The organism is Streptomyces sp. 1331.2 (genome assembly GCF_900199205.1).
Lineage (GTDB): Bacteria > Actinomycetota > Actinomycetes > Streptomycetales > Streptomycetaceae > Kitasatospora.
The window spans coordinates 7,104,009-7,123,924 of sequence record NZ_OBMJ01000001.1 but is presented as its reverse complement, the minus strand read 5'-3'; the positions used below and the strand labels follow the sequence as shown (position 1 = coordinate 7,123,924).

Sequence of the window (19,916 nt, the reverse complement as noted above, 5' to 3'; positions counted from 1 at the left end):
GCGCTCCGCCGTGCCGCAACGTGGATGCCAACCGACTCGGAGAGACATACCTCGACCGGTTCGCGTCCACGCCCAACCGCCTGCGGACCGGGACGGTGCCCTGGCGATCCACGGCACCGCCGACCGTGCTGCCCTGGAGGGTCCGCCATGACCACCGTCCCCACGTACGCTCCGTCCGCAGTCGCCCCCACCCACGACGCCCCGGCGGTCCCCGCCCCCCGCCCCGCCGCCCCGACCCCGGCCGCGACCCCGACCGCGGCGCCCGCCGCCTACACCGTCTCCCTCGCCCGCGACGAGGACGAGGTCCGGGCCGCCCAGCGGCTGCGCCACCAGGTGTTCGCCGCCGAGCTGGGCGCCGTCCTGCACAGCCCCGTCGCCGGCCTGGACATCGACGCCCTCGACGAGTACTGCGACCACCTGTTGGTCCGCGAGGGCGAGCACGGCACCGTCGTCGGCACCTACCGGCTGCTGCGCCCCGCGGCCGCCCGGCGGGCCGGACGGCTTTACTCGGAGGGCGAGTTCGACCTCTCCGCCCTGGCGCCCGTCCGCCCCGGCCTGGTCGAGCTCGGGCGCTCCTGCATCCACCCGGACCACCGGGGCAACGGCGCCGTCATCAACCTGATGTGGGGCGGCATCGCCCGCTACCTCGCCGACACCGGCAACACCTGGGTCGGCGGCTGCTGCTCGATCGGCCTGGAGGACACCGGCGCCACCGCCGCCCGGGTCTGGGACACCGTCAGCGCCAAGCACCTCGCCCCCGAGGAGTACCGGGTCACCCCGCACCGCCGCTGGGACGCCACCGGCGTGCCGCGCGCCGAGCGCGGCGCCCTGCCGCCCCTGCTCCGCGGCTACCTGCGGCTCGGCGCCTGGGTCTGCGGCGAGCCCGCATACGACCCGGACTTCGACTGCGCCGACCTGTACGTGCTGCTGTCGCTGGAGCGCACCGACCCGCGCTACCTGCGGCACTTCCTCTCCGGGCTGCCGGGCCTGGGCGCCGCCTCGTGAGCGTCTGGCTGCCGACGGCGCCCTGCCGGCCCGAGACCTGCCTGGCCGAACCGTCGCCCGAGGTCTCCCACCCCCGGCGGGTGCTGCGGCTGACGGCCTGTCTGGCGGCCGTCCTGGCCGGCGTCGTGCTCAGCCTCCCCGCCCGGCTGCTCCCGCAGGGCGGCCGGGACCGGCTGGTCCGGCTCTGGGCGCGCCTCGTGCTGCGCACCCTCGGGGTGACCGTCCAGCTCACCGGGGCGGGCGGCGGCCCGGGCGGCAGCGGGGTGCTCGTGGTGGCCAACCACGTGTCCTGGCTGGACATCCCGCTGCTCGCGGCCGGTCGGCCGGGCCGGTCGCTGGCCAAGACGGAGGTCCGGCAGTGGCCGGTGCTCGGGCGGCTGGTCGCCTGGGGCGGCACCGTCTTCCTGGACCGCGACCGACTGCGGACGCTGCCGGACACGGTGGCGGCGGTGGCCGAGGTGCTGCGCTCCGGGCACCCGGTGATCGTCTTCCCGGAGGGCTCGACCTGGTGCGGGCGGGAGAGCGGCCGGTTCCGGCCCGCACTGTTCCAGGCCGCGGTGGCGGCGGGCGCCTTCGTCCAGCCGGTGACGATCCGCTACCGACTGGCCGACGGGCGCCCGACCAGCGTCCCCGCCTTCATCGGGGACGACGGGCTGCTCACCTCGCTCGCCCGGGTGGTCGCGGCGCGCGGGCTGGTCGCCGAGGTGACCTTCCTGCCGCCGATCCCACCGCCCACCCCACAGCCCACCCGGGCCGGCGCCCGGCGTGAGCTCGCCCGCGCGGCGCAGGCGGCGGTCGAGGGGATCCACTGACCGGCCGCCACCACGGCGGCCACCGCGGCGGCCGGTCAGGCTCGGCGGGCCGTACGGGCGGGCGCGCCTCGGCCCGCTCCGTCGGCTCCACCGACCCCGCCGACCTTCTCGATTCCGCCGGCTGCGGCGGCCGCGGGCCGGCGGCGCCGGACTGCGGGGCGACCGGCCTGGTCCCGCCGAGCAGGACGGCGACCAGGACGGCGGAGACCCCGACCAGGTGCCGATCGCCTCGGCGCGCTCGCGTTCGCCGGTGACGACGTGACGCAGCAGGGCGAGGCCGACCGGGGTGAGCAGCGCGGCGCCGACGCCCTGGAGCATCCGGGCGCCGGCCGGCATGCCGATCGTCCCGGCGAGCGCGGCGACGGCGAAGCCGAGCGTGGACAGGGCGAGGCCGAGGCGGAACACCCGGGTGCGGCGCTGACCACCTACCTGCTGAGCTCCTTCGTCCAGGGCTTCGTCCTGCAGGAACAGCCGCCGATCTCGGCCACCGAGGCCGGGGCGCCAGCCGCCTGGAGGGGCCGGCACCGGATCGTTCGTACCAGTGAGCCGTTCGCGTGAACCGCCTACGATACGAAGCATGATCGCCTATGCCCCAGCCGCCCTGTTCTTCCTGTTGTTCGGAGTCGGGGTACTGCGCGACCGTCGCCAGTTCAGCAACGCCGTCCTCCTCGGCATCGCCGTCTCGCTGCTCTCCCTCGCCCTGCTCGCCGAACTCCGCAAGGCGCCCACCCTGGTGGTGGAGATCGTGGCGGCGGCCATCTTCCTGCTGCCGGCCGTCGGCACGCTGGCCCTGATCTGGTTCCTGCTCTCCAACGGCATGACCATGATCCGCAAGGAGGGCAGGCGGCCGGCCAACCTGCTGTCGCTGCTCGCCGGGCTCGGCATCATCGCCGTCAACGTGCTGCTGCTCGCCGCCCTCGTGACCGGCTCCCGGCGACTGGCCGTCCTGGCGGGCACCGCCCTTCTGGTGGTCCTCTACGTCTCCTTCCTCTTCGTCTGCTTCGTCGGCTACGCCTTCCTCTACGGCCGCCACCGGCCGCGCCGGGACGTGGACTTCGTGGTCGTGCTCGGCTCCGGACTGATCGGCGGCGAGCGCGTCCCGCCGCTGCTGGCCAGCCGGCTCAACCGGGGCCGCGAGGTGTACGAGCAGCAGGCCGCGCGCGGCAACCCGCCGGTGCTGATCACCTCGGGCGGCCAGGGCCCGGACGAGAAGCTGCCGGAGTCCCACGCGATGGCCGACTACCTGGTCGAACGCGGCTTCCCGGCCGAGCACATCGAGCGGGAGGACCGCTCGCGCACCACCGAGGAGAACCTGCTCCTCAGCAAGGCGATCATGGAGCGGGCCAAGCCCGGCTACCGCTGCGTCGTGGTCACCAACAACTTCCACGCCTTCCGGGCCGCACTGATGGCCCGCAAGACCGGCGTCAACGGACACGTCTTCGGCTCGCCCACCGCCAGGTACTACTGGCCGAGCGCGACCATCCGCGAGTTCGCGGCGGTGTTCCTCTCCCACAAGCTCGTCAACTTCGGGATCTGCGGCCTGCTCGCGTTCTTCGGGCTGCTCGCGGCCCTCTGAACCGCCCTGCCCGCGCCTCCGGGTTCACCGCGTTCAGCAGTTCATCGCGTTCACCGCGTTCACCGCGTTCACCGCGTTCGACCGGCCTCGCGCCCCGGTCGCCGAGGCGGCCGGGGCCGCCCCGTCAGACCGCCGGGCGGGGCGTCAGGATCGCGCAGGTGGTCGTGGCGTGCGCGTAGAGCTTGCCGTCCGCCACCCCGACCACCCGCGCCTCGGCGGTCGCCATCGTCCGGCCCAGGTGCAGCACCTCTCCCTCGCAGCGCACCGGCTCCGAGTCCGCGAACAGCGGGCGCAGCATGTGGACGTTCAACTGCGTGGTCGTGTAGCCCACCCCGGCCGGCAGCCTGCTCAGCACGGCGCAGCCGAGCGCCGAGTCGAGCAGGGTGGCCAGGTACCCGCCGTGCACGGTGTTCATCGGGTTCTGCAGGTGGTCGCCGAGGTGGCCCTCGAACACCGCCGTTCCCGGCTTCACCTCGATCAGGTGGAAGCCCATGGTGCTGCAGATCGAGGGCTCGGGGATGCGCCCGGCGATCCACTCCAGCAGGATCTCCTCCCCGGTCAGGTGGGTGTACTCGGCGATCGGCGGACCGGCCGTCCAGGTGTGGGTCCGGGTGCGCTGCTCCAGGCCGGCCGAAGGTTGCTGCTCGCCGGAGTCGATCTCAGAAGTCGTCATGGGATCAACCTGCCCGGTCCGCTGACAGGTCTCAAGTGACCTACGGGGCACGGCCGTATGGTGCTCCGCGCCATGCCCGGGCGGTGGGCCTCGGATGCCCACCACATGGCTCAGCGGTGCGCGGCGCGCCACGCTGCACGGCATCCGCCCCCACTCCTCCCCCACCCAGGAGTCTCGATGCCTCTGCGCCCCGTCGCCGCCGCGCTGTTGACGGCCGCGGCCCTGGCGGTCGCCACCGCCGCGCCCGTACCCGCCACCGCTGCCACCACAGCCGCCGCTCCCGGCGCCCCTGCTGCGGGTACCGCCGCCGTCACCGACACCCCGAGCGGTACCTTCCAGCAGGTCACCGGCTTCGGCGCCAACCCGGGCAACCTCGCGATGTACACCTACACCCCCGCCGGACTGCCGGGCGGCGCTCCCCTGGTGGTGGCACTGCACGGCTGCGTGCAGAGCGCCACCGACTACTACCGCAACTCCGGCTGGACCAAGTTCGCCGACCAGTACGGCTTCGCGGTGGTGTTCCCGCAGACCGGCAGCGCCAACAACAGCCTCTCCTGCTTCAGCTGGTTCGACGCGGGCAAGGACGCCCGGGGCGTCGGCGAGGCGGAGTCGGTCGCCGAGATGGTGACCAAGGCGAAGGCTCTGTACGGTTCGGACGCCCAGCGGGTGTTCGTCACCGGGCTCTCGGCCGGCGGCGGGATGGCCGCCGACCTGCTGGCCGACTACCCCGATGTGTTCGCCGGCGGGGCGATCGACTCCGGCCTGCCCGCCCACTGCGCCACCACCCAGAGCGCCGCCTCCGGCTGCCAGAACACCGACCAGGGGCTCACCCCGGCGCAGTGGGGCGACAAGGTCCGGGCCGCGTACCCGGGCTACACCGGGTCGTGGCCCCGGGTGGCGATCTGGCAGGGCAGCGCCGACACCACCGTCCGGCCGGTGAACGCGACCGAACTGCGCGACCAGTGGACGAACGTCCAGGGCGTCGACCGCCGGCCGACCGGCACCCGGAGCCTTCCTGGCAGTACCACCCAGGAGCTCTACGCCGACGCGTCCGGGCGGCCCGCCGTGGCGCTGTTCACGGTCAGCGGGATGGGCCACGGACTGGCCGTCCACCCGGGCTCCGGCACCGACCAGTGCGGGGCGACCGGCGCCTACTTCCTCGACACGATCTGCTCCAGCTACTACACCGCGCAGTTCTGGGGCCTCGACGGCGGCACCGGGCCCACCTCCCCCGGCCTGCCCGCCCCGAGCGGGCTGACCGCGACGCCGACCGCTGCCACCTCCGTCTCCCTCGGCTGGCAGTCCGTCAGCGGCGCGGCCTCGTACCGGGTCTACCGCGACGGCACCCAGGTCGGCAGTGCCACCGGCACGGCCTTCACCGACACCGGACTCACCGCCGGCACCACGTACGGCTACACCGTGGCGGCCGTCGACGCCTCCGGCACGGTGGGCGCCCGGTCCGCGACGGTCACGGCGACCACCCCGGGCGGCGCTCCCCAGTGCTTCACCGCCAGCAACTACGACCAGGTCCTGGCCGGCCGCGCCACCCAGAGCGGTGGACTGGCCTACGCCCTCGGCTCGGGCCAGAACATGGGGCTCTGGAACACCTTCGTCACCCACACCCTGAAGCAGACCGGCCCCGGCTACTACGTGCTCGCCGACAGCCAGTGCTGACCGGCGGCCGGCCGGGCAAGGACCTGCCGGGCCGGAACCGACCGAGCGACGGCCCAACGGCGTAGCGACGCCCCGCCGACGGCTCACCCCACCCCCTCCCCCGACCTGATCCCGGCGAACAGGTCGGTCTCGACGGCTCCCGCACCGGCCGCCCCACCGACCGCAGGCGCAGGCACCAGGCTCCGGGCCAGGTGGTAGTCCTCGGTCGGCCAGACCTCGCGCTCGATGTCCCGCGGGTGGGCCATGAACGCGTCGCCCGGCTGGACCTGGGTGGCGTGCGCCAGCATCGCCGCGTCCCGTACGACGAACTGCTCGGCGCACGGTATCCGGGTGGTGGTGGCCAGAGCGGGCGGGGTGTCGGGCCATCCGGCGAGCAACTCGCCCATGCCGGAGGGCACCCCGCGCTGCGTCATGGCGTCGTGGAGGGTCTGGAACCAGGCCCGGGAGAGCGCCAGGTGGTAGTAGAGCTTGGACGCCTGCCAGGGCTCGCCCGCCTCGGGGTAGCGCGCCGGGTCGGCGGCGGCCTCGAAGGCCTCGACGGTGACCTGGTGGGTCATCACGTGGTCGGGGTGCGGGTACCCGCCGGTCTCGTCGTAGGTGACCACCACCTGGGGGCGGAACTCCCGGATCAGTGCGACCAGCGGCGCCGCCGCGACCTCGACCGGCTGGGCGGCGAAGCAGCCCTCCGGCAGCGGTTCGTCCGGACCGGGAATCCCGGAGTCGACGAAGCCGAGGAAGTGCTGGCGCACTCCGAGGATCTCGCGGGCGGCCGCCATCTCCTCTCGCCGGATCCGGGCGATGTCGGCCCGGACCTCGGGCCGGTCCAGGGCCGGGTTGAGCACCGAGCCGCGCTCGCCGCCGGTGCAGGTGGCGACCAGGACCTCCACGCCCTCGGCGGCGTACCGGGCGAGGGTGGCCCCGCCCTTGCTGGACTCGTCGTCGGGGTGCGCGTGCACGGTGAGCAGGCGCAGGCCGCCGGGGTGCTTGGTGAACATGGATACCTCCGTGGTTGTCATCGGATGATTCGGTCGTTCGATGGGTCCGTTTCGAGGCTTCGCCGGCTGGACGCCTGCGGGCCGACGGCCGGTCAGGCCGCGTTCTTACGGGTGTTCGGGTAGAGCCAGGCGGGCGCGATCGCCAGCGCGGACAGCGCCAGCACCCACCAGAACGTCTCGCCGAACGCCGCGCCCGGCTGCTCCGGCCGGCCGTACTGCGCCTGCTGGAGGACCAGCGTCAGCACCGCCGTGCCGAGCGCCCCGCCGACCCGGTTCAGCACGTTCACCGCACCGGCCGCCGCCGGCACCTGGGCCTTTTCGACGCTCCCGTACACCGCCGCCAGGCCGGGGATCGCGATGATCCCCATGCCCGCGCCGCGCAGCGCCAGCGAGCCGGCGATCAGCCAGTCGGCCGGGTCGGAACCGCTGCCCAGCTGGGTGAAGGCGAGCGTGCCGACCAGGGAGCAGGCGATGCCGATCATGATCAGCGGCCGCGGCGCGAAGCGGTCGGTTATTCGGGCCGCCAGCATCGCGGTCACCGCCGTGCCGAGGGCCTGCGGCGCCAGCAGCAGCCCGGCCTCCACCGCCCCGGCGTGCCTCTGCTGCTGGTAGTAGAGCGGCACCAGGAACATCGAGCTGTAGAGCGCGGCACCCTGGAGGAAGCTGTTCGCCGTCGCCACGGCGAAGCCGCGCCGGGCGAACAGCCGCAGGTCGATCAGCGGTGTCCGGGCACCGCCGCGGGCCACCCGCAGGGCATGCCCACCGTAGAGCGCCACCAGCACCGCACCGGCCACGAGGGCGACCCAGCCGGCCGTTCCACCGTCAGCGACCGTCGAGAGCCCGTAGAGCAGCGCGGTCAGGCCGGGCGAGAGCAGCGCCAGGCCGGTCGCGTCCAGCCGGGGCCCCGGCCCGTCCGAGGCTTCGTCGGCCGGCAGCCAGCGGGCCGCCAGCAGCAGGGTCAGCAGCCCGACCGGCACGTTCAGCAGGAACATCCAGCGCCAGTCGAGGTGCTCCAGCACCAGCCCGCCGAGGATCGGCCCCAGGACGGGGGCCAGGCTGATCGGGAGCATGAGGGTGCCCATCACCCGCCCGACCCTGGACGGCCCGGCCGCCTGTACCATGATCGCCTGGCCGAGCGGCTGGACCATGCCGCCGCCGATCCCCTGCAGCACCCGGAAGGCGATCAGACTGCCCGTCGACCAGGCCAGGCCGCACAGCGCCGATCCGAGCACGAACAGGACGACCGAGGCGAGCCACGCCCGCCGGGCCCCGAAGCGGCCGGCCGCCCAGCCCGAGAGCGGCATGGTCAGCGAGATCGCCAGCAGGTACCCCGTGGCCACCCACTGCACCGCCCCGAGCGAGCTGTGCAGATCCCGGGCGACGGAGTCGATGCCGACGTTGACGATCGTGGCGTCGAGCAGCGCGAGCACCGGGCCCAGCGCGAGCACCGCGCCCATCTTCCACAGGCCCGGCGGAATCGCCTCCGGACTCCCGGCCGGGACTTCCCCTCGCCGGCCCTTCGCGGTGGCTTCCGTGGTCATGCGCCCTCCCCTGTGACATCCCGTGAACCGCCCGTGCAGCGGCCCCTCCGGCGGCCTCCCCGGCCGCCCGAGAAGAACTTAGGACGAACCCAGTGATTAGGTCAAGCCTAATTCCTGTGCTCGACCCAGCGGACTGCGCTAGGCTCCCGCCATGACCGAGACCGGGACAACGCCGAACCTGCGCGAGCTCAACAAGCGCCGCACCCGCGAGGCGATCTCGCACGCCGCGACCAGGCTCTTCATCGAGCAGGGCTTCGACCGGACGACCATCGCCGAGGTCGCGGCCGCCGCGGGCGTCGCCAAGATGACCGTCACCAACCACTTCCCGCGCAAGGAGGACCTCTTCTTCGACCTGCACGAGGAGATCGTCGGCCGGCTCGCCCGGGCCGTCGCCGCACGCGCCCCGGGCGAGTCCGCCCTGGCCGCGCTGCGCCGCGACTGCCTGGCCGGGATCGACCGGCACGACCCCAGGCTCGGCTTCTCCGGCCCGGCCTTCGCCCGCACGGTCGCGGACAGCCCCGCCCTGACCGCCCGCCTGCGCGAGCTGCACGAGCAGGGCGAGACGGCCCTCGCCGCAGCCCTGGCCGAGGCCGTGCACGAGAGACCCGTCGGCTTCGAGTGCCGGGTCGCCGCCGCACTGCTCGCCGCCGTCGACCGGGCACTGGTCGCCGAGGTGTTCCGCCGCACCCTGGCCGACGAGGACCACGCCGCGATCGCCGCCGCGGTACGGCCCTCGGCGATCAGCGCCTACGACCGCCTGGAGGGTGCCCTGGGAGGCTTCGCCGTGCGGGAGGCCTGACGGCCGGCCCGTCCTTGGCGCCTTGACGAAAGGTTGGCCTGCTCATGGCAGAACGTTGGCGATCACCGCCCCTATGGTCGGCGCATGCCCTCACAGCCCATCAGGCCCACCGCTCTGCCGGTCCTGCCGTACCGCAAGCCCACCCGGGGCCGGGACTACTGGGTCATCAACGACGTCCTGCCCGATCCGGACGCCGTCCGCGAGCGCTGCCTGGCACGCGGCGACTGGACCGAGGGCTACCCCTACCGGCCCGAGGCCTGGCCCGGCCTGCGCACCATGCCGGGCCTGGAGCCCGAGGAGCTGGCCCGCGTCGAGGCCCTGGTCCGCAAGGCCACCGGCGCCTCCCGGCTCTGGGTCCAGGGCACCCCGGACGGCGGCACGCTCAACCACAACTGCGTCCAGGTCGTCGGCGCCGGAGAGTCGGAGTCCCGCCCGCACACCGACTCCCGCGCGCTCTGCCGCTACGCCGCCGTGCTCTACCTCAGCCCGGGCGCGCCCAAGGACGCCGGCACCAGCTTCTACCGCCAGCAGTTCCCCGGCGGCCGCCTCGGCGGCAACCTGGTCAACGCCCCGCACAACAACCTGGTCGAGGCGCTCGGCACCCGCCGCGTGCCCGCCGACCACTTCGTCGAGGACATCCGGGTCCCCAACCGCTACAACCAGCTGCTGCTCTACCACGCCAACCTGATCCACAGCGCCACCACCTACTACGGCGACGAGCTGGCGCAGCGCCGGATGACGGCCGTCTTCTTCTGGATGGCCTGACGCTCCCGCCTCACCCCGTCATCCCGTCACCCCGTCACCCCGGCACCGGCCCCGTCCTCTCCAGCCCCCGGCCCCCGGCCCCGCCCCGACACTCAGCCCGCCCCGACGTGGGCCAGGCTCGCCCGGGTCAGCGCCGCCGCCAACCGCGCCAGGTCCTTCGCCGCGACCGTCCCCGCCAGGTCCTCCGGGCTCCCCGGGAGCCCGAGCACCCGGGCCTCCTCCAGCACCCGCTCGTCGAAGAACGGCCGCAGCGAGGGCCAGACCGCCTGCGCCTCGCGGCGGAAGATCCCCGCCCCGACCGGCCCGATCCGGGGGAACTCCCGCAACAGAGCTCCGATCCGCTCCGGATCGCCCCCGGCCTCCTCCCGCAACCGCCGCAGGTCGCCGTGCCAGCGGTCGAGCAGCAGCTCGGCTCCCTGGCCGAGCGCGGTGGCGGTGCTCTCGTCGTAGCGCACGTAGTGGGCCCGGCCGAACGCGGCGATCAGCGTGCCGCGCCGGGCGTCCGCCATCGCGCGCGGCGTCCGCAGGCCGGCCGCCGACAGCTCCCGGGCCGCCGCCGTGGCGATGTCCGCACTGATCCGCACCGAACACAGGACGGTCAGGACGAGCAGCCGGTAGAGCGGCGAGGGCTTGTCCCGCAGCGTGATTCCGGCTTCCTCCGCATACGTGCGGCCGAACCTGTCCAGCAGCTCGGAAACGGTGGGTTCCATGACCTCCACCTCCTCCACCCACGCTTGCCCGGATTCAGGCCGCCCGCACCCGGGGACGCTCGCGACATGAACCAGCCCGCCACCACGCCCCACACCCCCGGCTCCGGCCGCGCCGCCGACGCCACCCCCGTGCCGCCCACGGAGCGGATCCGCCCCGACTGGGCCGCGATCGACCAACTGCCCACCCCCGAGCTGCTCCGCCTGATGAACGCCGAGGACCGCGCCGTGCCCGCCGCCGTCGCCGGGCAGCTGGAGCGGATCGCCGCCGTGGTGGACGCGGTGGCCGCCCGGATGGCACGCGGCGGTCGGCTGGTCTACGCCGGCGCGGGGTCGGCCGGGCGGCTCGGTGTGCTGGACGCCGCGGAGTGCCCGCCGACCTTCGGCACCGATCCGGCGCTGGTCGTGGGCCTGATCGCGGGCGGCCGGACGGCCGTCACGGAGGCCGTCGAGGGCGCCGAGGACCGCCCCGACCTCGCCGAGGCCGACGTGGCCGCGCTCGGCCTCACCGCCGCCGACACCCTGGTCGGCGTCTCCGCGTCCGGCCGGACGCCGTACGCGGTGGCGGCCGTCCGGGCCGCGCGGGCCACCGGTGCGCTGACGGTCGGCCTGGCGTGCAACCGCGGTTCGGCGCTGGTGGCCGCCGCCGAGCTGGGCATCGAGGTGGAGGTCGGCCCCGAGGTGCTGGCCGGGTCGACCCGGCTCAAGGCGGGCACCGCACAGAAGCTGGTGCTCAACATGCTGTCCACGGCCGTGATGGTCCGCCTCGGCCGGACGTACGGAAATCTGATGGTCGACGTCCGGGCCACCAACGCCAAACTGCGCGAGCGCGCCCGCCGGATCGTCGCCGAGGCCACCGGCGCTGACGAGGAGGCCGTCCGCCACGCCCTCACCGCGACCGACGGCCGGGCGAAGGAGGCGGTCCTCGTCCTGCTCGCCGATGTGGACGCGCCCACCGCCGCCCGCCTCCTCACCGCCGCGGACGGCCACCTGCGCGACGCCCTACACGCAACGCGGGACACAACACCGCACCCGTCTCCACACGAAGCACCGCGCACAGCACCACGCACCGCCGACGGCCGCTGACCCGGTCGAGGCCACCCACGCAGGATCACACCCCGCGGGATCATCCCCGATCCAGCCGCAACCGGTCCGCCGTCACGACCTCGCCCGGACGCGGGAAGTCCAGTTCCACCGAGGCCGGGGCGAGCTCCAGCGAGGTCGCGAGCCCCCGGCCCGCAAGCTCTCAGCCCCCCGTCCCCCACCCCGCGACCCTCGACCCTCGACCCTCGACCGACCCCTCACACCGTGAGCGCCCGCGACGATGCCCGGATCGGCGCCGGGAGTTCGGTGCTCCCCCGCAGGTAGCGGTCGACCGCGGCGGCCGCCGCCCGTCCCTCGGCGATCGCCCAGACGATCAGCGACTGCCCGCGCCCGGCGTCACCCGCGACGAACACACCCTCCGTCGTGGTGGCGAAGCCGTCGTCCCTGGCGAGCGTGCCCTCCGGGCCCGTGGCGAGGCCGAGTTGGGCGAAGAGCCGCTGGTCCGGCTCCGGCCCGGTGAAGCCCAGGGCGAGCAGCACGAGTTGCGCCGGCAGGCGCTGCTCGGTGCCCGCCCGCGGGCTGCGGTCGGCGGGTTCGGGCTCGGCGAAGCGGACGGCGGCGAGCCGGCCATCCGGGCCCGGTTCGAAGGCCACGGTGGCCGCCGCGAACAGCCGGGGCCCGGCCCCGACGGCACCGGACTCCTCATGCGAGGTGGTCTCCCGGTACACCTTGGGGTGGACGGGCCAGGGCTGCCCGGGCGCCCGACGCTCGGGCGGGCGCGGGTTGATGTCCAACTGGGTGACCGAGGCGGCGTGCTGGCGCAGCGCCGTCCCCAGGCAGTCGGCCGCGGTGTCCCCGCCACCGACGATCACCACGTGGCGGCCCTCGGCGGAGACCGGCGAGACCGGGCAGTCGCCCTCGTCCACCCGGTTCGCCCAGGTCAGGTACTCCATCGCCGGGTGCACCCCGGGCAGTTCACGCCCGGGCACCGGCAGCTCCCGGCAGGCGGTGGCGCCGACCGCGACGACCAACGCGTCGTACCCGGCCCGCAGTTCCTCGCCCGCGACGTCCCGGCCGATCCACACCCCGGTGCAGAACGTCGTGCCCTCGGCCCGCAGCTGGTCGAGCCGCCGCTCCAGCCGGTGCTTCTCCAACCGGAACGGCGGGATGCCGTAGCGCAGCAGCCCGCCGGGGCGGTCGGCTCGTTCGTACACCGTGGTGGCGTGCCCGGCCCGGGTCAGCTGCTGGGCGGCGGCCAGCCCGGCCGGACCGGATCCGATCACCGCGACCCGCCCGCCACCACCACGCCCGCCACCGCCGTCCCCGCCACCGCCGGACCGATCACCGCCACGCCCGCCACCGCCCGGCCGTCCCCCGCCGCCCCGCTCGGCCGGCCGCGGACCGTCCCACCCCTCCTCCCAGGCCCGGTCCGCAATGGCCAGCTCCACGTTCTTGATGGCCACCGCCGCCCCGTCGATCGCCAGGACACAGGCGCTCTCGCAGGGCGCCGGGCAGAGCCGCCCGGTGAACTCCGGGAAGTTGTTGGTCGCCAGCAGCCGGTCCGCCGCGGCCCGCCAGTCCCCGGCCGCCACCAGCCGGTTCCACTCCGGCACGAGGTTCCCGAGCGGGCAGGCGCTGTGGCAGAACGGCAGCCCGCAGTCCATGCACCGCTCCGCCTGCCCGCCCACCATCGGCAGCAGCTCCCCGGGCCGGTACACCTCCCGCCGGTCCGCCAGCCGTTCCCGCGCGTCCCGCCGCGCCCGCTCCGCGCGCGGGGTGGTGAGGAACGCCATCTGGTCTGGAAAGGCCTTCCGGTCTGCCATCACGGCCTCCGGCAGGACGTGCCGACACGGACCGGGCGGTCCGCCCGACGGCCGCGGCAGCGGGTGGCCGCCGGCGCCGTACGCCCGGTGTGGCCACGGTACGCCCACGGAGCAGCGCGCGAAAGCGGCGGCCGGACGAGCCCGCCGGGGCAGCCGTAGGAGCCCGCCGGGACAGCCGTACGAGACCGCCGGGACGACCCGCGGCCCCGCCGGTAACCGCCGTGAGCACGCCAGGGAGAATCCTCGTCATGACCCACACCGTGCTGATCGCCGAGGACGACCGGGCCATCCGCGACTCGCTCGGCCGCGCGCTGATGCTGCAGGGCTACCGGGTGCGGATCGCCGCGAACGGTACCCAGACCCTGGCCGTCCTCGCCGAGCAACGCCCGGACGTCCTGGTGCTCGACGTGATGATGCCCGAGCCGGACGGGCTGGAGGTCTGCCGCCGGCTGCGCGAGGCCGGCGACCGCACCCCGGTGCTGATGCTCACCGCCCGGGTCGAGGTCCCGGACCGGATCGCCGGTCTGGACGCCGGGGCCGACGACTACCTGGTCAAGCCCTTCGACGTGGAGGAGCTGTTCGCCCGGCTGCGCGCCCTGCTGCGCCGCAACCCGCCCGCCCCCGCCGCCGAGGTCCTTGCCGTCGCCGACCTGCGGATCGAGCCGCCCGCCCGGCGGGCCTGGCGCGCCGGGGAGGAGCTCGAACTCTCCCGCACCGAGTTCGACCTGCTGGAGCTGCTGGCCCGGCACGCCGGAGCCGTCCTCGACCAGGCGACCCTGTACGAGCGGATCTGGGGGTACGACTTCGGCCCGGGTTCGAAGAACCTCGCCGTCTTCATCGGCTACCTGCGCCGCAAGCTCGACCGCCCCGGTCTGCCCCCGCTGATCCACACCGTCCGCGGCGTCGGCTACACGCTGCGCCGCCAGTGACCGGCCCGGCGGCGCCCCGGAGCCCGCGCCTGCCGCGCACCGGGCTGCGCACCACCCTCTCGCTCGCCTTCGCCGCGATGGCGGCGCTGGTCGCGGTGGTGATCGGCCTGCTCGGCTACCGCGCGGCTGCCCACCTGATCCGCGACGACGAGACGGACGACTTCACCTCGGCCGTACGGGCGGTGAGCGGCCAGGTCGAGCGCGAGAGGCTGTACCCGGGGGACTTCAGCAGCCCGAGCGGACTGGGCGAGCAGCTGCTGCACCCGATCCGGGTCACCGCGCAGCCCCTGGACAGCGACGGGGTCGTCCTCCCGGGCAGCGCCCACCTCGACGTCCCGACCACGGCGGCCGACCGCGAGCTCGCCCGCGCCGACACCCCCGCCCGGACGGTGACGGACATGCGCCGGCTCGGCCGCAACACCTGCCGGGTGGGCGTGGTCTCGCTCGGCGGCGGCCGCGGCGCCGTCCAGATCGTGCAGCAACTCGGCGACATCGAGGAGCTTTTGGAGAAGCTGCGCCGGCAGATGGTGGCCGTGGTGGCCGCCGTCGTGCTGATCGGGGGTTCGGCCGGCTGGCTGCTCGCCGGACGGATCACCGGCCGGCTGGTCCGACTCACCGACGCGGCCGAACTGGTCGCCGCCAGCGGGCGGTTGGATGTCCCGGTGCCCGCTGCCGGGACGGACGAGGTGGGCCGGCTCGGCCGCGCCTTCGACCGGATGCTGGTCCGGCTCGCCACCGCCAAGGAGAACCAGCGCCGGCTGGTCCAGGACGCCGGGCACGAGCTGCGCACCCCGCTGACCAGCCTGCGCACCAACCTCTCGGTGCTGCCCGCCCTGGACCGGCTGCCGCCCTCGGAGCGCGCTGCGCTGATGGCCGATCTGGCCGAGGAAGCACGGGAGTTGACCCAACTGGTGGAGGAGCTGGTGGCGCTCGCGGCGGACCGCAAGGCGGACGGGGAACCGGTCGAGGTGGTGCTGGCCGAGCTGGTCCAGCGGGCCGCCGCACAGGCCCGGCGGCGCAGTGACCGGGAGATCACCGTGGACGCGGACGACACGGTCGTCACCGCCCACCCGGACGCGCTGGCCCGCGCGGTGGGCAACCTGCTGGACAACGCCGCCAAGTTCGACCCGGCCGGGACGGGCCCGATCGAGGTCGTGGTGCGCGGCCCCCGGGTGGAGGTGCGCGACCGCGGCCCGGGCATCGAGGAAGCCGATCTCGACCGGGTCTTCGACCGCTTCTACCGGGCCACCGCCGCCCGTAGCCTGCCCGGTTCGGGGCTGGGCCTGGCGATCGTGCACGAGGTCGCCCGCTCGCACGGCGGCACCGCCTTCGCCGCCAACCGGGAGGGCGGCGGAGCGGCCATCGGCTTCACCCTCGGCCCCTGACCCTCGCGGACGCGCGCACGAACAGACGCCCGAGCAGACACCCGAGCAGGCCATGAGCAGACACGGCGGGCCCGGTACGCAGCAACGCGCCGGGCCCGCCCGCACATCACCTCAGCACATCACGTCAGCACGTCAGACGGCCGCCAGCAGCCCCCGCCCGAGCCAGTCGGCGTTGTCCTTCACGCCCGGCAGGACGAAGAAGTACCCGCCGCCGGTCGGCGAGATGTAGTCCACCAGCGGCTCGCCGATGAGCCGGGTCTGGGTGGCCTCGAACTGCCGCACCACGTCCTGCTGGTAGCAGCAGAACACCAGCCCCATGTCCAGGTTGCCCGCCGCGTCGACGCCCCGGTCGTAGTTGAAGCCCCGGCGCAGGATGCGGGAGGCGTCGGTGTCGGCGGTGCGCGGGTTGGCGAGCCGGATGTGCGCGTCGAGCGGGATCGCCGTGCCGTCCGGGTCCTTGGCGTAGTCCGGCGCGTCGGTCTCCTGACGGCCGTCCAGCGGCGCGCCGGTGTCGCGGCGGCGGCCGAACATCTTCTCCTGCTCGCTGAGTTTGACGCGGTCCCAGAACTCGATCAGCATCCGGATGATCCGGATCACCTGGTAGCTGCCGCCGGTCGCCCAGGCGGGCTCGCCCTGCCCGTCGGTGACCCAGACCAGCCGGTCCATCTCGCGCGAGGAGGTGGTGTCCGGGTTGACGATGCCGTCCTTGAAGCCGAGCAGGTTGCGCTGGGCTCCGTCCGGGCGGGACTGGTTCTGGAAGCCGTCGATCCGCCAGAGGATCTGCATCGCGCCCCGGGTGTGCCGGGTGATGTCGCGCAGCGCGTGCAGCACGGTGTCCTGGCGGTCGGCGCAGATCTGCAACGAGAGGTCGCCGTGCAGTTCGGCGGCCTGCAGGTTGTCGTTGGGGAAGGTCTTCATCGGCGCCAGCTTGGCCGGTTTGGCCTTGGCCAGTCCGTAGCGGTCGTCGAAGAGCAAGGCGCCGACGCCGACGGTGACGGTCAGGTTGTCGGTGGGGACGGTCGGCCCGAGGATGCCGCTGTCCGAGGGCGGCGCGCCGACGCCGAGGTCCGGCGGGGTGCCGCCGGCGGTGAGGAAGCGGATCCGCTCGGTCAGGATCCTGAGGAGTTCTTCGAGGCCCTTGCGGTCCTGGGCGATCACCTGGCAGGAGACGAAGGCCGCGTGGCCGGGGGCGGGGGTGGTGATGCCGGCTTGGTGGTCGCCGTGGAACGGCACCGCGCCGCTCTTGGCCTGGTGGCCGTCCCCGGCGGCGGCCGGACCGGCGCCGAGGGTGAAGGCGCCGCCGGCGAGCACGGCCGCTCCGGCGCCCGCCCCGAGCGCGGCCCGGACGAACCCGCGCCGGGCCGGCCCGGCCGGGCACCCGCCCTGCGCGGCGGAAGCTTCGGCCGGGTCGGCGGCGGCGTGCGGGACGGGGCAGGAGCCGGCGGCTGCGGTGTGGTCGGTCATCAGGCGGCCTTCCGGACTTCGAGCAGGGCGGGGATGGGGGCGAGGTCTTCGAGCAGCTGGCCGGTGGCGCCGTTGATCCGGCGGCGGCCGTCGGCGGGGAGCCGGTCGACCGGGGTCCAGCCCTCGGGCGTACGGGCGGCGGCGACGAGGTCCCCGAGCCGCTTCATCCCGGCGTTCACCCGGACCAGGACCTGCGGGTCGCGTTCGTCGAGCAGCGGCTGCAGCAGCGTCAGCAGCTCCTGGGTGCCGGCCAGGTTGGCCTGGGCGGTGGCCAGGTTGGTGCCGCTGCCCATGTCGGTGTCGCCGGTGAGCTCGAACTGGAGGGTGTTCTCCAGTATCTCGTGGGCGCGCAGCGGCAGGTCGCCCGGCGCGAAGTCCTGGGTGGGGAAGTCGTGCACCAGCTTGGCGACGTTCTGCGCCAGCTCGTCGGCGACGGGCGTCAGGTCGGCGGCGGACTGGCCGTGCCAGAGACCGTACTCCAGCCGCAGGAAGCCGGTGAAGCCCTTGTCCTGGTACTTGTCGGCGAGGCCGTCCGCGCGCCCGTCGATCTTGCCGTCGAGGTCGGCGAAGGTGCCGTAGGCGGCGCCCAGCGAGGCGTACTGCAGGTGCGCGGCGAGCCAGTCGGCCTTGGCGGCGGCGAGGTCGCCGGAGTGCACGTCGGTCTGCAGCTTCTGGGTCTGCGTCATGAGGGTCGTCAGGCCCTGGGTGACGTAGTCCTTGTAGGCGTCGAGCGGGCCCTTGAGGTCGTCTTCGGAGACGGGCTTGACGGCCTTGACCTCGCTGCCGCCGGTGATGTGCACGGCGGCTGAGGTGACGGCGTTCCCGCCGGTGGGCACGCAGCGCCAGGCGTAGTCGCCGGAGCCGATGGTGGCGGTCAGGGCCCGGGTGGTGCCGGGTGCCAGGCCTTCGATCTCGCCGTAGACCGCGCCGGTGCCCGGGTTCACCAGGTACACCTCGGAGACCTTGTCACCGGTGTTGTGCATCTGGAACACCTGCTGGCCGGGCTGCGGGGCGGCGAAGCCCTTTCCGCAGTCCTGCTCGGAGACGGACACGGTGGCGGCGCTGTCCTGCTTGCCGTCGCCGACCGCGATCACGGCCCCGGCCACCACCACCGGCACGGCGACCAGCGCGGTCGGCAGCACCCAGCGCGGACGGCCCGAACGCCCCGCCCCGTCCCCGCCCTTCACCTCAGCCGGACCCGAACCCGAACCCGACGCCGACGCCGGCGCCGAAGCGGGCACCCCACCACCCCGCACACCCTCGACGAACATCGTCATCACCACGCCCAGGTACGCGACGTACCCCACCACCTGCAGGACCGTCATGGTGACGGTCAGGTTGAGCGTCCCCTGGACGAGCGTGGCGTACCAGGACGAGGCGTCCAGCTGCCCGCTCAGGTCGAAGGCGTACGTGCCCCCGCCGCCGACCAGGCCGGACTCCTGCAGGTCGCGCAGCCCGTAGCCGAGCACGCCCGCCGCGACGACGATCAGACCGGCGCCGGTGACGGTGAAGAACCGGGTGAGGTTCATCTTCAGCGCGCGCCGGTACAGGCCCCAGCAGAGCGCGGTGGCGAGCACCAGGCCGACGGCCGCGCCGATCAGCGGCCCGGTGGTCTCCCCGGCGGTGCGCACGTTGGTCCACAGGAAGAGGGAGGTCTCCAGGCCCTCGCGGGCGACCGCCAGGAGGCTGGTGAGGACCAGCGCGCCGGCGCCGATCGCCAGCGAGGCCTGGACCTTCTCCTTCAGTTCGGCGGAGAGGGTGCGCGCCGAGCGCCGCATCCAGAACACCATCGCGGTGACGAAGCAGACGGCGATCAGGCTGAGCACGCCGCCGAACGCCTCCTGGGCGTGGCCGGAGAGGTTGGCCGCGGTGAAGGTGAGCACCGCGCCGAAGCTCAGGCTGAGTGCGAGGGCCGCCGCGACGCCCGTCCACACCTGGGGCAGCCGGGCCTTCTGGTCCGCCCGGACCAGTGTGGCGATCAGGATCGACACGATCAGTCCGGCTTCCAGGCCCTCGCGCAGCCCGATCAGGAAGCTGGGAAACGCCTCATCCCACATGCAGCGGGCTCCTCCCCCGGGGCGTCCCGGGTCGTCACCGGTCCTCGCTCCGCCGCGGTGGCGGTGGAGCGGCAAGCCGAACGCCCCGGACGTCGTGGTCCAGGGCGCTTCGGATTAGCTTAGGCAAACCTTAGAGCCGCGCTGGTCAACTGCACCCCTACGCAAGGTAAGGATTCGGTATGGGAACCCCCGGGTGCCCCCCGAAACCGCGCGTCAGCGCGGCCCACCCGGGCACTGCCGACCGCGCGGGCGACGCGTCAACCCCACCACTGCTCCGGCACCGGCTCCGGTTCGGCCGGGACCGTCACCGGTTCGGCGGAGCGCACCAGCAGATCGCCGGCCTCCGTCTCGCCGACCAGGTACCCGCACTCGCGCAGCACGAGGGCGGCCGCGCCGCTCAGCGCCGCCCGCGCCTCCCGGGTGGGCGGCCCGTCCGGCTCCGCGCCCGGCGTCCAGCCGACCACCACGCCCTCGGGGTGATGGCCGATCCGCAGCGGCGAGAGGCCCGGTGCGGTGTCGAACCCGGCGCGGGCCAGGGCCTCGGTGACGTGCTCGAACAGTTCACGGTGATCCACCATTGGCGCAGCGTAGGCCGTGGGTCGTGCGACTCCCGGACGCGGCGCGCGCCGAAACGGTTCAGCGGCACCCGAGCGCAGCATCGCCCACC

The 19,916-nt window shown here is 74.4% G+C and carries 18 protein-coding genes; 10 read left to right on the top strand and 8 right to left on the bottom strand.

Annotated elements, in window-relative coordinates; translation table 11 throughout:
- Positions 1-147 precede the first annotated feature (147 nt).
- The 4 genes from CRP52_RS30930 (at position 148) to CRP52_RS30915 (ending at position 3,393) form a co-directional block, all read left to right on the top strand.
- Positions 148-1,005 (top strand): GNAT family N-acetyltransferase, encoded by an 858-nt coding sequence (locus CRP52_RS30930; protein ID WP_097239400.1) that lies wholly within the window; start codon positions 148-150, stop codon positions 1,003-1,005.
- Positions 1,002-1,817 carry a lysophospholipid acyltransferase family protein gene (locus CRP52_RS30925; protein ID WP_097239399.1) on the top strand — a complete coding sequence of 272 codons (816 nt, stop codon included), beginning with the start codon at positions 1,002-1,004 and terminating at the stop codon, positions 1,815-1,817. The genes CRP52_RS30930 and CRP52_RS30925 overlap by 4 nt, the downstream gene beginning before the upstream one ends.
- 258 nt (positions 1,818-2,075) lie before the next feature.
- Positions 2,076-2,375, top strand: coding sequence for a hypothetical protein (locus CRP52_RS38595; protein WP_179852970.1), 300 nt, complete (start codon positions 2,076-2,078; stop codon positions 2,373-2,375).
- A gap of 19 nt (positions 2,376-2,394) precedes the next feature.
- On the top strand, positions 2,395-3,393 hold the full coding sequence (locus CRP52_RS30915) for a YdcF family protein (protein ID WP_097239398.1): 999 nt from the start codon (positions 2,395-2,397) through the stop codon (positions 3,391-3,393).
- A 124-nt stretch (positions 3,394-3,517) separates the two neighbouring features.
- Here the strand turns inward: CRP52_RS30915 and CRP52_RS30910 are convergent, their stop codons facing one another.
- Positions 3,518-4,066, bottom strand: a complete 549-nt coding sequence (locus tag CRP52_RS30910) for a PaaI family thioesterase (protein WP_097239397.1) — start codon at positions 4,064-4,066, stop codon at positions 3,518-3,520.
- A gap of 177 nt (positions 4,067-4,243) precedes the next feature.
- On the opposite strand from CRP52_RS30910, the gene CRP52_RS30905 reads away from it, so the two are divergent.
- On the top strand, positions 4,244-5,740 hold the full coding sequence (locus CRP52_RS30905) for an extracellular catalytic domain type 1 short-chain-length polyhydroxyalkanoate depolymerase (protein WP_097239396.1): 1,497 nt from the start codon (positions 4,244-4,246) through the stop codon (positions 5,738-5,740).
- A gap of 83 nt (positions 5,741-5,823) precedes the next feature.
- Here CRP52_RS30905 and mca read toward each other — a convergent pair whose 3' ends face one another.
- Both mca and CRP52_RS30895 read right to left on the bottom strand, forming a co-directional pair.
- Positions 5,824-6,735, bottom strand: a complete 912-nt coding sequence (gene mca / locus CRP52_RS30900) for a mycothiol conjugate amidase Mca (protein WP_097239395.1) — start codon at positions 6,733-6,735, stop codon at positions 5,824-5,826.
- Positions 6,736-6,827: 92 nt separating this feature from the next.
- Positions 6,828-8,276, bottom strand: coding sequence for an MDR family MFS transporter (locus CRP52_RS30895; protein WP_097239394.1), 1,449 nt, complete (start codon positions 8,274-8,276; stop codon positions 6,828-6,830).
- Positions 8,277-8,427: 151 nt separating this feature from the next.
- Between CRP52_RS30895 and CRP52_RS30890 the strand changes: the two genes are divergently transcribed.
- Positions 8,428-9,075 (top strand): TetR/AcrR family transcriptional regulator, encoded by a 648-nt coding sequence (locus tag CRP52_RS30890; protein ID WP_097239393.1) that lies wholly within the window; start codon positions 8,428-8,430, stop codon positions 9,073-9,075.
- An 84-nt stretch (positions 9,076-9,159) separates the two neighbouring features.
- Positions 9,160-9,840: a DUF6445 family protein gene (locus CRP52_RS30885; protein ID WP_097239392.1), complete on the top strand. Its 681-nt coding sequence runs from the start codon at positions 9,160-9,162 to the stop codon at positions 9,838-9,840.
- A gap of 92 nt (positions 9,841-9,932) precedes the next feature.
- Here the strand turns inward: CRP52_RS30885 and CRP52_RS30880 are convergent, their stop codons facing one another.
- Entirely contained in the window at positions 9,933-10,550 is a 618-nt protein-coding gene (locus CRP52_RS30880; protein WP_097239391.1) for an endonuclease, read from the bottom strand.
- 66 nt (positions 10,551-10,616) lie between these two features.
- On the opposite strand from CRP52_RS30880, the gene murQ reads away from it, so the two are divergent.
- A complete protein-coding gene (gene murQ / locus CRP52_RS30875; RefSeq protein ID WP_097239390.1) occupies positions 10,617-11,633 on the top strand; it encodes an N-acetylmuramic acid 6-phosphate etherase in 1,017 nt (338 codons plus the stop codon).
- Between the two features lie 215 nt (positions 11,634-11,848).
- On the opposite strand, the gene CRP52_RS30870 is transcribed toward murQ, so the two are convergent.
- Complete coding sequence (locus CRP52_RS30870) at positions 11,849-13,414, bottom strand: glutamate synthase subunit beta (RefSeq protein ID WP_257032938.1); 1,566 nt, start codon at positions 13,412-13,414, stop codon at positions 11,849-11,851.
- Between the two features lie 248 nt (positions 13,415-13,662).
- Here CRP52_RS30870 and CRP52_RS30865 point away from each other — a divergent pair, with 248 nt between their 5' ends.
- Both CRP52_RS30865 and CRP52_RS30860 read left to right on the top strand, forming a co-directional pair.
- Positions 13,663-14,343, top strand: a complete 681-nt coding sequence (locus CRP52_RS30865; protein WP_097239388.1) for a response regulator transcription factor — start codon at positions 13,663-13,665, stop codon at positions 14,341-14,343.
- Positions 14,340-15,728: a HAMP domain-containing sensor histidine kinase gene (locus tag CRP52_RS30860; protein WP_257032937.1), complete on the top strand. Its 1,389-nt coding sequence runs from the start codon at positions 14,340-14,342 to the stop codon at positions 15,726-15,728. The genes CRP52_RS30865 and CRP52_RS30860 overlap by 4 nt, the downstream gene beginning before the upstream one ends.
- A gap of 132 nt (positions 15,729-15,860) precedes the next feature.
- Here the strand turns inward: CRP52_RS30860 and efeB are convergent, their stop codons facing one another.
- The 3 genes from efeB to CRP52_RS30845 all read right to left on the bottom strand — a co-directional run bounded on the left by efeB (position 15,861) and on the right by CRP52_RS30845 (position 19,827).
- Complete coding sequence (gene efeB, locus CRP52_RS30855) at positions 15,861-17,192, bottom strand: iron uptake transporter deferrochelatase/peroxidase subunit (protein WP_097239387.1); 1,332 nt, start codon at positions 17,190-17,192, stop codon at positions 15,861-15,863.
- Positions 17,192-19,249 carry an iron uptake transporter permease EfeU gene (efeU, locus tag CRP52_RS30850; protein WP_097239386.1) on the bottom strand — a complete coding sequence of 686 codons (2,058 nt, stop codon included), beginning with the start codon at positions 19,247-19,249 and terminating at the stop codon, positions 17,192-17,194. The genes efeB and efeU overlap by 1 nt, the downstream gene beginning before the upstream one ends.
- Before the next feature lie 257 nt (positions 19,250-19,506).
- On the bottom strand, positions 19,507-19,827 hold the full coding sequence (locus CRP52_RS30845; protein WP_097239385.1) for a hypothetical protein: 321 nt from the start codon (positions 19,825-19,827) through the stop codon (positions 19,507-19,509).
- Positions 19,828-19,916: the final 89 nt, after the last annotated feature.